At 68.3% G+C, this 14,139-nt stretch carries 16 protein-coding genes; 12 read left to right on the top strand and 4 right to left on the bottom strand.

Annotated elements, in window-relative coordinates:
* Nucleotides 1-3: 3 nt before the first annotated feature.
* Nucleotides 4-930, bottom strand: coding sequence for an alpha/beta hydrolase (locus VI056_13910; protein HEY6204121.1), 927 nt, complete (start codon nucleotides 928-930; stop codon nucleotides 4-6).
* An 11-nt stretch (nucleotides 931-941) separates the two neighbouring features.
* Entirely contained in the window at nucleotides 942-2,561 is a 1,620-nt protein-coding gene (locus VI056_13915) for a D-aminoacylase (protein ID HEY6204122.1), read from the bottom strand.
* Nucleotides 2,562-2,587: 26 nt separating this feature from the next.
* Here VI056_13915 and VI056_13920 point away from each other — a divergent pair, with 26 nt between their 5' ends.
* From VI056_13920 to VI056_13935, 4 genes are all read left to right on the top strand, one after another.
* Nucleotides 2,588-3,196, top strand: coding sequence for a hypothetical protein (locus VI056_13920; protein ID HEY6204123.1), 609 nt, complete (start codon nucleotides 2,588-2,590; stop codon nucleotides 3,194-3,196).
* A 47-nt stretch (nucleotides 3,197-3,243) separates the two neighbouring features.
* Nucleotides 3,244-3,804, top strand: coding sequence for a hypothetical protein (locus VI056_13925; protein HEY6204124.1), 561 nt, complete (start codon nucleotides 3,244-3,246; stop codon nucleotides 3,802-3,804).
* Nucleotides 3,805-3,886: 82 nt separating this feature from the next.
* Nucleotides 3,887-4,699 (top strand): EamA family transporter, encoded by an 813-nt coding sequence (locus VI056_13930; GenBank protein HEY6204125.1) that lies wholly within the window; start codon nucleotides 3,887-3,889, stop codon nucleotides 4,697-4,699.
* Nucleotides 4,700-4,710: 11 nt separating this feature from the next.
* Nucleotides 4,711-5,385: a peptidase E gene (locus VI056_13935; protein ID HEY6204126.1), complete on the top strand. Its 675-nt coding sequence runs from the start codon at nucleotides 4,711-4,713 to the stop codon at nucleotides 5,383-5,385.
* Between the two features lie 3 nt (nucleotides 5,386-5,388).
* On the opposite strand, the gene VI056_13940 is transcribed toward VI056_13935, so the two are convergent.
* Nucleotides 5,389-6,813 carry an FAD-binding oxidoreductase gene (locus tag VI056_13940; protein ID HEY6204127.1) on the bottom strand — a complete coding sequence of 475 codons (1,425 nt, stop codon included), beginning with the start codon at nucleotides 6,811-6,813 and terminating at the stop codon, nucleotides 5,389-5,391.
* Between VI056_13940 and VI056_13945 the strand changes: the two genes are divergently transcribed.
* From VI056_13945 to VI056_13975, 7 genes are all read left to right on the top strand, one after another.
* Nucleotides 6,767-8,065 carry a heterodisulfide reductase-related iron-sulfur binding cluster gene (locus tag VI056_13945; protein HEY6204128.1) on the top strand — a complete coding sequence of 433 codons (1,299 nt, stop codon included), beginning with the start codon at nucleotides 6,767-6,769 and terminating at the stop codon, nucleotides 8,063-8,065. The genes VI056_13940 and VI056_13945 overlap by 47 nt on opposite strands.
* Before the next feature lie 83 nt (nucleotides 8,066-8,148).
* Nucleotides 8,149-8,460, top strand: coding sequence for a hypothetical protein (locus VI056_13950; GenBank protein ID HEY6204129.1), 312 nt, complete (start codon nucleotides 8,149-8,151; stop codon nucleotides 8,458-8,460).
* A gap of 19 nt (nucleotides 8,461-8,479) precedes the next feature.
* Complete coding sequence (locus tag VI056_13955; GenBank protein ID HEY6204130.1) at nucleotides 8,480-8,893, top strand: hypothetical protein; 414 nt, start codon at nucleotides 8,480-8,482, stop codon at nucleotides 8,891-8,893.
* A 91-nt stretch (nucleotides 8,894-8,984) separates the two neighbouring features.
* The gene (locus tag VI056_13960; GenBank protein ID HEY6204131.1) at nucleotides 8,985-9,980 is read left to right on the top strand and encodes an adenosine deaminase; all 996 of its coding nucleotides are present in this window, start codon (nucleotides 8,985-8,987) and stop codon (nucleotides 9,978-9,980) included.
* Nucleotides 9,977-10,216, top strand: coding sequence for a hypothetical protein (locus VI056_13965; GenBank protein ID HEY6204132.1), 240 nt, complete (start codon nucleotides 9,977-9,979; stop codon nucleotides 10,214-10,216). Before VI056_13960 ends, VI056_13965 begins: the two co-directional genes overlap by 4 nt.
* A gap of 26 nt (nucleotides 10,217-10,242) precedes the next feature.
* The gene (locus tag VI056_13970) at nucleotides 10,243-10,767 is read left to right on the top strand and encodes a GNAT family N-acetyltransferase (protein HEY6204133.1); all 525 of its coding nucleotides are present in this window, start codon (nucleotides 10,243-10,245) and stop codon (nucleotides 10,765-10,767) included.
* Between the two features lie 63 nt (nucleotides 10,768-10,830).
* Nucleotides 10,831-11,619 carry an enoyl-ACP reductase gene (locus VI056_13975; GenBank protein HEY6204134.1) on the top strand — a complete coding sequence of 263 codons (789 nt, stop codon included), beginning with the start codon at nucleotides 10,831-10,833 and terminating at the stop codon, nucleotides 11,617-11,619.
* A 61-nt stretch (nucleotides 11,620-11,680) separates the two neighbouring features.
* On the opposite strand, the gene VI056_13980 is transcribed toward VI056_13975, so the two are convergent.
* Nucleotides 11,681-12,328, bottom strand: a complete 648-nt coding sequence (locus tag VI056_13980; protein ID HEY6204135.1) for an MBL fold metallo-hydrolase — start codon at nucleotides 12,326-12,328, stop codon at nucleotides 11,681-11,683.
* Nucleotides 12,329-12,351: 23 nt separating this feature from the next.
* On the opposite strand from VI056_13980, the gene VI056_13985 reads away from it, so the two are divergent.
* Nucleotides 12,352-14,106, top strand: coding sequence for a gamma-glutamyltransferase family protein (locus VI056_13985; protein HEY6204136.1), 1,755 nt, complete (start codon nucleotides 12,352-12,354; stop codon nucleotides 14,104-14,106).
* Nucleotides 14,107-14,139 lie beyond the last annotated feature (33 nt).

Raw genomic sequence — 14,139 nt, forward strand, 5'->3', positions numbered from 1 at the left:
GTGCTAGAGGAGCGCTCTTCGCAGTGCCGCGCCCATGTCGTCGATCGCCCTGCGTCCCATCGGGATCGCCATCGCCATCGCGGTGAAGCCATGCACCATCCCTGGATACTCGACGTGCGTCGTCGCAACTCCTGCCTGCTGCAGCCGCGACGCATAAGCCCTGCCCTCGTCGCGAAGCGGATCGCACTCCGCCGTCACCACGTGCGCGGGTGGCAGGCCAGAGAGATCCTTCGCGCGCAGCGGTGACGCGTAGGGTTCGTCACGCATCTTCGGGTCGGGTGCGTAGAGATCCCAGAACCACTTCATGCCCTTCAGGGTCAATCCGAAACCGGTGCCGTTCGCGCGGTACGACGGCGTGTCGAAATCGTGATCGGTCACCGGCACATGGAGCAACTGGAACGCGACCCGCGGCTCGCCGCGTTCGCGCGCCATGAGCGCGACGACCGCCGCAAGGTTGCCGCCTGCGCTGGAGCCACCAACGGCGATCCGTGATGCATCGATGCCGAGGTCCGCGGCGTGGCCCGCGGACCAGCGTGTCGCCGCGTAGGCATCGTCCGCGGCGGCGGGAAAGCGGTCCTCAGGTGCGAGGCGGTACTCGACCGACACGACGGCGCAGCCGCTCGCGTTCGCGAGCGCTCGGCAGAAGGGATCGGAGATCGCGACGCTGCCCACGACCCAACCGCCGCCATGGAAATAGACGAGCAAGGGGAGTGTCCCCGAGCGTGGCCGGTAGAGACGCGCGGGGATCGGCGGCAGCGTGTCGATGACCACGTCCCGCACGTCGGCGACGGGCTCGGGGGCGAGCGCTGGCGCGGCATTCACCGATCCGCCGCGGGCGCGAGCCTCGGCGACGCTGAGCGCCTCGATCGGTCGCGGGTCGATCATCTCAGCTTCGGCGAGAAGCCCGGCGATCTTTGGGTCGACCGGCATCGTGCGAGAGATTACCTGTGTTGGCGCGCGGGCCCGTAGACGACGCGCCCCGGGCGCTCGCCGGTGTGCTCGCCGTCCCGCAGGACCGGCGTTCCGTTGACCAGCACATGCGCGACACCGGTCGCATATCGGTGCGGCTCGGCGTAGGTGGCGTGGTCGCTGATGGTCGCGGGATCGAACACTGCGACATCGGCGAAATGGCCGGCCCGCAGGAGCCCGCGGCGGTCGAGCTTGAGGTTCGCCGCCGGAAAACCGGTCATCCGTCGGATGACGTCCTCAAGCGGCGCCGCCTTCTCGTCCCGCACGAACCGACCCAGCACGCGCGCGAATGTGCCATAGGTGCGCGGGTGCGGCTGCGACAGGAGGAACACTCCTTCGGGCGCGATCGAACCGGCGTCCGAGCCGAAGCTCATCCACTGGAGCGCGACCTCTCGCCTCAGGTTCTCCGGCGACGCCATGAAGATGACCATGCCCACGCGACTCTCGTCCTCCAGCACCAGATCCATCGCGACGTCGCGCGGGTCGGCACCGCGCTGCGCCGCGACCTGGCCGAGCGTCTGTCCGGTGAGTGGCTTCAGGCGCTCGTTCTTGAACGCGACGAGCACGATGCCCTCCGGCGTGCCGGCGGCCTCGTACAGGTTCTCCCAATCCGTACCGGGGCGTGCCATCTCGTCGCGGATCCGCGCGCGCTGCCCGGCCTCGCGGAGGCGCGCGAGCGTGGCGCGCAGGCCGCCCTCGTGCGCCCACGGCGGGAAGCACGAGCTCAGGCCCGTCGCGCCGGCCTCGTACGGATACATGTCCGCGGTGACCGCGAGGCCACCGGCGCGAGCGCGCTCGACCCGGTCGATAACCGTGTCGAGCTTCGTCCAGTTCGAACGGCCGGCCTGCTTCAGGTGGTAGATCTCCGCGGGCAGCTTCGCGCGCCGCGCGATCTCGATCACCTCATCCACCGCCTCGACGAGCCGGTTTCCCTCGCTTCGCATGTGAGAGATGTACATGCCGCCGTTGCGGCCGGCCACCTCCGCGAGCGCGACGAGCTCGTCGGTATCGGCGTAGGTCGCCGGTGAGTAGATGAGAGCCGAGCCGAGCCCGAGCGCGCCGTCACGCATCGCGGCCTCGATCAGCGCGCGCATGCGTCCGAGCTCGGCGGGTGTCGGCCGGCGATCTTCGTGCGCGAGCTCGTGGATGCGGACCGTGGCGGCGCCGACGAACGAGGCGATGTTCGGCGAGATCCCGCGCGCGGCGATCGTGTCCAGCGCCTCCGCCAGAGTCGTCCACGAGATGTCGTACCTGATGTCGCCCTGCTGCTCGATCTGTTCGCGCCGCATCGTGTCGTTGACTGGACCGAGCGACCAGCCCTCGCCGAAGACCTCGAGCGTCACGCCCTGCCGGATATCGCTCTGCGACCGGCCGTCGGCGATGAGCGATGTCGTCGCCCAGCTCAGCATGTTGATGAGACCGGGCGCGACGGCGAGACCGCCGGCGTCCAGCTCGGTCCGTCCGCGCTCCCTGACCGTGCCGATCGAGGCGACGCGGTCGCGATCGATCGCGACGTCCGCTTCGAACGGCGGCGCGCCCGATCCGTCGTAGACCGTGCCGCCGCGGATGACGACGTCGTAGGCCGCGTGCATCGGCGGAATGCTAGAGACTGACTCGCGTGTACGGGCTGACGCGCGCAGAGACCGCCATCCTCCGTCGCCTCTCGACGCCGGAGAAAGTGCAGCGCTACCTCGACGACCTGACCTACAACCTCGAGCCTGACGGCGACACGGTGCGCTCTCCGCGTCGCGTGATGCGCGACCGGACCGCGCACTGCGCGGAGGGCGCGTTCCTCGCGGCCGCCGCGTTCCGCCTCCACGGACGGCCACCGCTTCTCGTCGATCTCGAGGCCGACAACGACGACGACCACGTGCTCGCGGTCTATCGGGACCGTGGCCTTTGGGGGTCGGTGGCGACGTCCAAGTTCTCGGGCCTGCGCTTCCGCGCGCCGGTCTACCGGACGATCCGCGAGCTGGTGATGAGCTACTTCGAGGACTACTTCAACTGGGACGGGGACCGCACCCTGCGGGCCTACTCCCGTCCGCTATCGCTCACGCGCTTCGACCGCATTGGCTGGATGACCGCCGAGGATGACCTCTGGCCGGTCGTGGAGTGGCTGGCGGTGGCCCATCACACCGCTTTGATACGCCCGGCGACCGAAAAGCGGCTTCCGCGCGTGGATCGCCGCTCGTACAAAGCGGGCGTTTTTGGGGCTCCAAAGCACTGAGTCTGTTAGCGTTTCAGCCCGAGGACGCCCGCGTCGAGGGAGGGGACATGCTGCGCACGGTCTCGGCCGTCGAACAACGCCCATGGCTGCTGCTCGCCAGCGTCTTCTTCGGCACGATGTTCTTCGCGTTCATTGTGAACGCGGCGGGTAACGTCTACCTGAACTGGCGGGCGGATCCGATCGTCAGCGAGTACCGGACCACCCTCATGTACACCTCGGCCGTCTTTGGCGATGGCCTGCTTGTCCCGCTCGTCAATGTCTTCATCACCAGCCAGCTCGTCGCCTGGCGTCGCCGGCCGGGTGCCGCCGAGGTGTTCGGTGCCGTCCTCGGCGCTGGCGTTCTCACCATCGCGGTCCACCTGTATCAGGCCGTCAACGCCCTGCTGAACTGGACCATGACGCGGCCGTTCGAATGGACACCGCTCGGGTATTACCACGCCGTCTTCATGTGGACCGAGCTCAGCTTCGTCTTCTTCTTCTGGGGGCAGGTCGCGTGTGTCGGCAAAGAGAATCCGCGCGCGATCCTCTCGCAGCGCATCGGATTCGTGATCCTGTCGAGCGCGCTCTTCCTGCGCCTCCTCTTCGCCGACTACGGCTACATCCGCTAGCTCGTCGCGCGTCCTCGTCTGGTCCGCGCTCGGGGTCGTCTACCTCGTCTGGGGCTCGACGTATCTCGCGATCGCCATCGCGGTGCAGACGCTTCCTCCGCTCTTCTCGGCCGGTCTTCGTTTCCTGCTGGCCGGCGCGCTCCTGGGTATCTGGCTCATCGTCCGGCACGGTCGTGACGCGCTGCGCATCGACCGCGCGCAGCTGGGAGGCGCGGCGCTTGTCGGCGTGCTGTTGCTCGCCGGCGGCAACGGCCTCGTCGTGCTCGCGGAGCGAACGGTCCCTTCGGGGCTCACGGCTCTCGTCGTCGCGTCCGTCCCCCTGTGGATCGTCGTGTTCCGGCTCGTCGCCGGCGACCGCGTGAGTGCGTCACTCGTGGCCGGCGTCCTCGTGGGCTTCGCCGGCGTCGCTTTCCTGGTGGTCCCGCGCGGCGCGAGCGGCGAGGTCGATCCGATCGGGCTCCTCACCGTCGTCGGGGCGACCTTCTCGTGGGCGCTTGGCACGTTCGCGTCGCCTCGTCTGCGCACGCCGCGCGATCCGCTGGCATCGACCGCCGTGCAGATGCTTGCCGGTGGCGCGCTCCTCGTCGTGGTCGCCGTCGCGATCGGCGAGCGGGACCGAGCGGATCCGTCGACGTTCTCGACCGCGTCGCTCGCGGCCATGGCGTACCTCGTCGTGTTCGGCTCGCTTGTCGCGTTCTCTGCGTACACCTGGCTGCTCCAGCACACCTCGGTGTCGGTCGTGTCCACGTACGCCTACGTGAATCCCGTCGTGGCCGTGCTTCTCGGGGCCGTCGTCCTGAACGAGGTGGTGACGCCGTCGATGCTCATCGGAGCGGCGATCATCATCGCCGCCGTCGCGTTCATCGTGTCTCGCGGCGCGACGCGGCCGTCCTGAGGAGGTTCGCGATGGTGAGGCGGATCGTGGCCTGCGGCGGTCAGCAGCTCCTGTTTCCCCCGCTGACGACCTACCTCTTCGGTCTCGCACGCCGCCCGCGGCCCCGGGTGCTGTTCCTCGGTACGGCGAGCGGTGACGGCGCTGGATACCTGCTGACCTTCTATCAAGCGCTGGCCGGCGTCGACTGCGAACCGAGCCATCTCGCCCTGTTCGATCGCGTCGTCGACGACATCGATGCGCTCGTACGCTCGCAGGATGTCGTGATCGTCGGCGGCGGGAACACCGCCAACATGCTGGCGATCTGGCGGCTGCACGGCGTCGAGAAGGCGCTGCGGTCGGCATACGCCAGCGGCACGGTGCTGAGCGGCTGGTCCGCGGGCTGTCTCTGCTGGTTCGAAGGTGGGATCACCGATTCGTTCACTCCCAACCTCGGCGCACTCCGCGATGGCCTGGGCATCCTCGCGGGCACCGCCTGTCCGCACTACGACTCGCAGGAGGCACGCCGCCCGGTGTACGCGCGAGAGATCGCGGCCGGCCTCGCGCCGGGTATCGCGCTCGAGGACGGCGTCGCGGCGCGCTACGACGACGAGCGTCTGGTCGAGGTGGTCAGCGCGCGACCTGATGGACGAGCGTTCCAGGTCGATGCGAAGGGGGAGCGGCCGCTCGTGGTGCGCGTGCTCGGCTAGACGTCAGGCCGGGTCGCTCGGCCCATAGATCTTCCCTGGATTCAAGATGCCCTTGGGGTCGAGCGCGTTCTTGACGCGACGCATGAGATCGAGCGCGTCGCCGTGCTCCGCACGCATGTAAGGCTGGCGCACCGCGCCCGTGCCATGCTCGCCGGTGACGGTCCCGCCGACCTCGATCGCGAGCCGGTGCAACCGGTCGGCAAGCTCGTCCGCCCGGCGGACCTCGTCGGTGTCCGAGGGGTCGATGAGGATGGCGGAATGGACGTTCCCGTCGCCGAAGTGGCCGTAGAAGATCACCGCGATGTGCAGCTCGGCGCTGATCTCGCGTGCGCGGCGGATCGTGCGCGGGATCTCGGAGAGCGGAACGGCGAGGTCCTCGCCGGCGAAGATGCGGTGTTTGTCGGGATGCGCGAGCGCCGCCGCGGCTGCGAGGCCGCTCCGCGCCGCCCAGAGCTTCGCGATGTCCGCCTCCACCTCGGCGAACTTCGTCGTCGTCGCGCGGCGCCGCACGATCCCGTCGACATAGCGGACGGAAGACGCGACGTGGTCGGGTGTCCCCTCGACCTCGATGAAGAGCACCGCTTCACCATCGGGGAGGCCCAGATCTGGTTTCCATCGCTGGAGCGCGTCGACCGCGCTCCGATCGAGCAGCTCCGCCGTCGACGGCAACACGCCGGCCGCGAAGAGATCGTCGAGCGACGCGACGGTGTCCTCGAGCGTGGCGTATCCGGCGAGCACGACGCCGCGCGCGGGTGGTCGCGGCTGAACGCGGAGCCGAAGACGCGTGATGATGCCGAGCGTGCCCTCCGATCCCACGAACAGCTTCGTGAGGTCGATCCCACTCGACGACTTGAGCGCCTTTGAACGCACGCCGCCCGTCGTGATGATCGATCCGTCCGCGAGCACCACCTCGGCTCCGAGGACGTACGCGGACGTGGTCCCCCAGCGCACCGCGTGCGGGCCGCTCGCGTTGTTCGCGGCCATCCCTCCGAGCGTGCACGCTCGTCCGCTCCCAGGGTCCGGCGGGAAGAAGAGGCCCTGTGGTCGCAGTGCGTCCTGAAGGTCGGCGAACACGATCCCGGGCTCGACGACGGCCTGCAGATTGCGGCGATCGATCTCGACGATCTCGCGCATCCGCGCGAAAGAGATGACGATCCCGCCGCGCGCAGCGATGGCTCCCCCGGTCTGGCCGGTGCCCGCGCCGCGTGGGACGACCGGCGTTCCCGTCGCGTCGGCGAAGCGCACGACGCTCGCGACCTCGGCGGTCGATTGCGGGACGACGACCACATCGGGCAGCCGCTGCTGGCGCAGCGACCAGAACGAAGCGTCGTAGGCGTAGGGGAGCAGCGTCGCGGGGTCGTCGATGACACGGTCGGCAGGGATGATCTCGCGCAGGCGATCGGCGAGTGTCGGCGCGGTCGTCACCATCGCGACCCGTATCCTAGGGTCTATCACTTCGCTCTCCACGCACGTCCGATCCGAGGATCTCGCCACGTGCATCTCGTGCGGGCTGTGTCTCAACGATTGTCCGACCTACCGCGTCCTCGGCGAGGAGGCGGACTCTCCGCGCGGACGCATCCAGCTGATCCGCGAGCTCGTGTCGTCGCCGACGGCACCGAGCGCGACGCTCACCGGACATCTCGATGCATGCCTGGTGTGCCGTGCGTGTGAGACCGCGTGCCCGTCCGGCGTTCCGTTCGGCCGGATCATGGAGGGCGCTCGAGAAGTGCTGGCTGAGCGGAGCTCAGCCGGTCCGGTCAAGCGCGCGTTGCGGCGGATCGGCCTCGACACCATCGCGCGTCCCGGACGGCTCGCCTTTGTCACGAAGATCACCGACCTCGTCGTTCGCAGCGGGCTGGCATCGCTGGCGCGTCGCGTCGGGCCGCGCCGTCTGTCGTGGCTGAGCGCACTCGCTCCACGTGCGGAAGGCGCGCCGTTCGCTCTCGTGGTACGCGACGGCGCCGACGTCTGCCTGTTCGCCGGCTGCGTGATGCGAGAGGCGTTCGGTGATACCGAGCGAGCGACCGTGCGTGTCCTCGAACGCGACGGCCATCGAGTCACCGCCCCGATCGAGCAGATGTGCTGCGGCGCGCTGCACGCGCATGCCGGCGACGGCGAGCGCGCTCGGGAGCTCGCTCGGCTGAACATCGACGCGTTCGCCGGCAGCGACCTTCCGGTCGTCGTGAACGCGGCGGGGTGCGGCGCGCACCTGAAGGCGTACGGCGACGTGCTACAGGAGGATCCCGCGTGGGCCCAGCGCGGACGCGCGTTCGGCGCACGCGTGCGCGACGCGACCGAGGTCGCGCGGCCAAGGCCAGATCGCGTGGAGCGCCCGCTGCGCGTCGCGTACCAGGACGCCTGCCATCTTGCGCACGGTCAACGCATCCGGTCGCAGCCGCGCGCACTCCTTCGTGCGATCGAGGGTGTCAGTCTCGTCGAGATCGCCGACGCCGAGCGCTGCTGCGGCAGCGCGGGGATCTACAACCTCACGCAACCAGAGATCTCGCAGGAGCTGCAGCGCCAGAAGGTCGCGACGATCCTCGCCGCGCGGCCCGATGTCGTTGTGAGCGCCAATCCGGGCTGCATCCTGCAGATCGTCGCGGGGCTTCGAGCGGCGGGATCGAGCGTTCCGGTGGTGCACCTGATGCGGTTCTTGGACGATCCGGCGGCGTTTGGGTAGCCAAGCGGCCCAAAATGGGCCGAACGAGGGGCCGTCCGGCTGGTCCGCGCGCGGGCCGTTTTCGTGCGAAAATAGACGTACCAATGAGTGTTTCTCGATCCACCTACCGTCACCGCCTCAGTTCCGAAGATGTCCGCAAAGCCAGGATCCTGATCACCAAGGACGCCTGGAAGCTCTTCCCGAATCCTGGCGAACGTGTCGCCCTTCGTATCGGCGCGCGGCGTTTCGATGCTGAGATCAAGTCCGAGAACTGCGTGTGCGTCCCGCCGGAGCACGAGCACTACCACCTCATCTGCCCCGCACTCAAGGGCCAGGCTGGCTTCAAGAGCGGCGCGCTCGTGGTGATCGCAAAGGACTCCGATGGCGGGTATCGCTTCGTTGAGGAGCGGGGCTAGACAGCCCTAGACTTCGCCGGTGGCCGGTCCGAACTACATCCTGATCCACGTCTTTGGTACCGTCCGCGACGAGCTGGACCGCGAGGACCCGGAGACTCGGAAGCGCTCGTACTCGGCGTGGCTGCGCGAGTACGTCTCGGAACAGCCTCAGCGCCTCACCGAGATCGCCCGCCTGCTCGATCTTCTGACCGAGAACGGCTGGCGTGTCATCGGATCGCCATACGACTGCGACGTCATGCTCGAGCGAGAGGTCTCTCGTCAGACCGCCGAAGAAGAGCTGCGGCGAGCGGAGATCTGGGACCGTCTGGTGCGCATCGCGTCGCCGGACGACGACGGACATGTCATCTGGCGCGAGCATCCCGAGGGGAAGCCCGCCGCGCCGCGACGACGACGGAGGGTGCGCCGCCCGCCGACCCGCGAGCAGGGAAGCTAGTGGCGCGTCCCGCCGCGGGTCCTGCCGCGGCTCGCACTGCTCACGAGCATGTGTCTCGCCGCGTCACCCGCGGCGGGACGCGCCACTAGCACTGCCTCACCCTCTCGGCGATGAGCTCACGGAGCTCCACGTTCATCTGGGCGGCTCGGTCGACCCGGCGGCGATGTGGGGCATCGCGGCGAAGCAGGGTATCCGGCTCCCGACGAAGGACTACTGGGAGTTCGTCGACCTCATCACGGTGGGCAAGAAGGAGCGGAAGTCGTTCGAGGACTTCCTCGCGCTGTATCGCTGGACCGAGCTTATCCAATCGAGCCCGCTCGCGGTGGAGGAGTCCGTCTACCAGGTCGTCGGCGGCGCGTACCGGAAGGCGAACATCACCACGCTCGAGCTCCGCTACAACCCGATGAAGAGGAACCGTGGCGGCGAGCAGGACCTCGACCACATCATCATGGCGTCGATCCGTGGTCTCGATCGCGCGCGTCTCGAGTACCCGGTCCTCGCTGGCCTGATCTTCTGCCTCGACCGGACCTTCACCTACGCGCTGAACGAGATCATCGTCGACAAGGCCATCGCGTATCGGCACCGCGGCGTGGTCGGGATCGACATCGCCGGACCGACGCATCCGGACTTCCAATACCGCGACTACGCAGCGCTCTTTGCGAAGGCGCGCCGGGCCGGTCTCGGCCTCACCGTTCACGCGGGCGAGGACGAGGACTGGCACTCCGTCGACGAGGTGCTCCAGCACCTCGAGCCCGAGCGGATCGGACACGGCATCCATGCCGCGGAGAACGTTGCGCTGTGCAAGCGCCTGGCGGAGCGTGGCGTGCTGCTCGAGATCTGCCCGAGCTCCAACATCCACACACAGGTGGTGAAGGATGCGGAGGAGCTCGGTCGCTACATCGCGACCTTCAAGAAGCACAGGGTGCGCTTCAGCTTCAACACCGACGGCCCTGAGATGCTGCAGACGACGCTGCGCGATGAGCTTCGCTTCGCGGTCAAGAGCGAGTGGGTGACCAAAGAGGAGCTCGCGCAGTGCGGCGAGTGGGCGCAGCAGGCGTCGTTCGTGCACCGGCTCTCGGTCGCATGACGCGTGGACAGGCCGCGATCCTGCGCTTCGTTCTCATCTGTGGCGCGTGGGCGGTCGGCCAGACGCTGACCTGGGGCGTTGCCGGCCCGCTCGGCGTCGTCATTCCGGCGGTGCTCGCGGTCGGCGTTCTCGTGGTGACCGCCGATCTCGGGCGTCCACGCTCGGGCGGCGGTGACCTGAAGTACTGGCGCGGCCGCCGCGTCGACGACGACGAGCGCCGCGGTCGCTGGAACTAACCGCGTCCAAGTACACCTTCACGCCGCTGCGCGAGGACGACCTTGAGCTGGTGCGCGCCTGGCTGCTCCTGCCGCACGTTCGTGCGTGGTACGACGACGTGGCGACAGCCACGTACCCGGATGATGCGATCGCGGAGCGCCGCCTGGCCATACGCGGCGAAGATCCGACGGATCACTTCCTCATCCGGCTCGACGGCCGGCCGATCGGCGACATCCAGAGCTACCGTGTCGACGATCACCCGGAGTACGCGGCGCAGATCGCGATCGGCCGACCGGCGGTCGGGATCGATCTCTTCATCGGCGACGTGGACCTTATCGGCCGCGGTCACGGTCCCGCGCTGATCCGCGCGTTCCTCCGCGATGTCGCGTTCCCGCGTTACGGCGTCGATCTCTGTGTCATAGGGCCGAGCCACGGCAACACCGCGGCGATCCGCGCATACGAAAAGGCCGGATTCCGCTTCTTGAAGACATACCTCGAGCCGGACGCGCGCGAGCCCGAGCACTACCTGATGGAGCTCAGCCGGGCGGCGTTGGATGCAGACAGGCTGTAGTCAAATCCGGCTGCGTATGGGCGTCGGTTCTGGGATGATGCGCGAGAGGCGGAGGTGACCGGCATGGGTCTGCTCGAAGGAAAGCGCGCGCTCATCGTGGGAGTCGGTAATCAGCGGAGCATCGCGTGGGGGATCGCGACGAGCTTCCAGCGCGAGGGCGCCCGTCTCGCCTTCACGTATCTCAACGATCGCTTCAAGGACAACGTGACCAAGCTCGTCGACACGCTGCCGGATCACGAGTCGATGCCCGTGCTCCTCTGTGACGCGGCCAAGCCCGCCGATGTGGCCTCGCTCATCTCCGAGATCGATCGTCGCTGGGGCGGGCTCGACATCCTCGTGCATTCGATCGCGTTCGCGCCCGTCGACGACCTGAAGGGCCGCTTCCACGAGATCTCGCGCGACGGTGTGCTCATGGCCGTCGAGATCAGTGCCTACACATTGGTTTCGCTTTCGCGCGCAGCGCTGCCGCTCTTCACGAAGGCCGGCGGCGGCAGCGTGATGACGCTGACCTACAACGCGGTCGAGCGCGTCGTGCCGAGCTATAACTCGATGGCGATCGCGAAGGCCGCGCTCGAGACGTGCGTCCGTTATCTCGCGGTCGACCTCGGTCCGTCGAATGTGCGCGTCAACGCGATATCCGCCGGGCCCCTGAAGACGCTCTCGGCGAGCGCGGTGAAGGGCATCTCGACCGCGCGAGACCTCATGGAGTCGAAGTCTCCCCTGCGTCGCAACATCACGCAGGAAGAGGTCGGCAACGTCGCAGTGTTCCTCGCGAGCGAGATGTCGCGCAGTGTCACGGGGGACACGATCTACGCCGACAACGGCGTGAACATCATCGGTGTGACCGAGTAATCGGGCAGCCTTGCTGCCCTCATCTGCCTGGCGTGTGCGCTTCGCGCACGCCGCAGTAGGTCTAGGCGAGGCGCAGGTCCGGCAGCATGCCGGCATCGCGCAGGCCACGTAGGGTCGCGATCTCCGCGCCGATCGTGGTCTCGTCCCCGTGGCCGGGATAGACGCGGGTCTTCGCGGGAAGCGATGACACCACGCGCGAGAGACTCTCGGCCATGGCCCTCGGGTCGCTTCCGGGAAGATCGGTGCGTCCGATGTTGCCTTTGAAGAGCAGGTCACCCGAGAAGAGCGCGTTCTCCCGCCGGAGGTAGAAGCAGGTCGACCCCTCGGTGTGGCCGGGCGTGTGGAGCGCGCTCAGCTCGATGTCGCCGAGATAGCCGAGCTGGCCGTCGTCGAAGAGATCGTCGGCCGAACATGGCGGCACCTCGATCTGCGTTGGCGGCCGTTTCGGCCCGAGTCGGTATTCGTCGAGGCGGTGGATCGCGAGGCGGGCGTGCGTCGCTTCTTTCACCGCCGCGTTGCCGACGATGTGGTCGGGATGCCCGTGCGTGTTGAGGATCTCGACGAGACGGAGACCCTGCTCTCGCACGGCGTCGATGACCTGGCGGTCGCCCATCGAAGGATCGATGACGACGGCCTCGTTCCGCGAATCGACGATGAGATAGCAGCCGTTGTCGTAAGGCGGGACACGCCACGCGATGATCCGGACCACGGGGAAACAGTATCGTTCGCACGATGCCGGAAACACCCGTGGAGACCACCGCACCTACCGTCGGCGTCACGCAGGGCCGACCCGCCGTCCTGGGAAAGCGCTGGATGGTCAGCTCGAGCCACTATCTCGCCTCGCAGGCCGGCGCGCGGATGTTCGGGCGCGGCGGCAACGCCATCGACGCTGGGGTGGCATCGGGCATCGCGCTGAACGTCCTCGAGCGGCACCTCACCGACTTCGGCGGCGTCGCACCGATCATCCTCTTTCGGCCCGGCATGGATGGGCCCGAGACGATCGACGGACTCGGACGCTGGCCCGCACAGTTCAGTCTCGACGATTACCGGTACCGCTATGGCGATGACATGCCGATCGGCATTCCGCGCTCGGTGACGCCGGCGGCCGTGGACGCATGGCTGACCGCGCTCGCGCGGCATGGCACGCTCACCCTTGAGGAGATCCTCGCGCCGAACATCGAGCTCGCCGAGGGCTTCCCGGTGTATCCGCGTCTCGCGCGGGCCATCGCGATGCTCGAGGAGCGACTGCGTCAGTGGCCCACCAGCGCGGCGGTGTTCCTGCCCGGAGGGCGTGCGCCGCGCGTTGGCGAGATCCTGGTGCAGGAGGATCTGGCCTCGCTGTTCCGCCTCCTCGTCCAGATCGAGCGATCGCATTCGTCGCTCGGTCGCGCCGGCGCGATCATGGCGGCCCGCGACGTGATCTACAGCGGGCACATCGCGGAACAGATCGCCCGCTCGCAGAAGGTGCTCGGGGGAATGGTCACCTCCCAGGATCTCGCGGATTACCACGTCACCATCGCACCGCCGGTGCACACGACCTATCGCGGCATCGACGTCTACGCGTGCGGTCCGTGGTCGCAGGGGCCGCTGGTGCCGATGACGCTGAACCTCCTCGAGGACTACGACGTCGCCTCGATGGGTCCAGGGTCGCTCGCGTTCCTGCATACGTACACCGAGGCGTTCAAGCTAGCGGCCGCCGACCGAGAGGGCTTCTTCGGCGATCCCGATCAGGTCGACGTGCCGATGCGCGGGCTGCTCGACAAGGGATACGCGCAGGAGCGGCGCGACCTGATCCGCGACGATCGCGCGTGGCCCGAACTCCCGCCGCCCGGCAACCCGTGGAGCTACGAGGGCCGCTCTGGACCGCCTGGCTACGTACCGCGCGTCGCGAGCGGCGTCGGCGCGCCTGACACGTCGTACTGCTGCGCGATGGACGCCGACGGGAATGCCTTCTCTGCGACGCCGTCCGATCCCGGTCTCGGGTCGCCGCTCGTCGACGGCCTCGGCATCATCGTGAGCACGCGCGGCGCGCAGCTGTGGACGACGCCGGGCCATCCGTCGGCCATCGCGCCGCGCAAGCGACCACGGCTCACGCCGAATCCAGCACTCCTGATGCAGGGCGGGCGCGCGCTCATGCCGTTCGGCTGCCCCGGGGAGGACGCCCAGTGCCAGGCGATGGTGCAGACCGTCTGCAACGTCGTCGACTTCGATATGAACGTGCAGGCGGCGATCGAAGCGCCGCGCGTGATCTCGCGCTCGTTCCCGTGGACGTTCCATCCGCATGCGTACGAGCCCGGCGTCCTCACGGTCGAGGGCCGGATCGCGCGTGAGGTGCGCGACCGCCTCGCGTCGCTCGGTCACGTGATCCGCGATCTGCCGGACTTCACGCCCGCCGCCGCTGGTATGTGCGCGATCCGTCGGCTCGATACGGGCACATTCGAGGGCGGAGCCGACCCACGGCGTGAGAGCTACGCCATCGGCTGGTGAGCCTCGGCGAGTGGTATCGGCGCCACCTCGATA

This window comes from Candidatus Limnocylindria bacterium, assembly GCA_036523395.1.
Classification (GTDB): Bacteria; Chloroflexota; Limnocylindria; order P2-11E; family P2-11E; genus CF-39.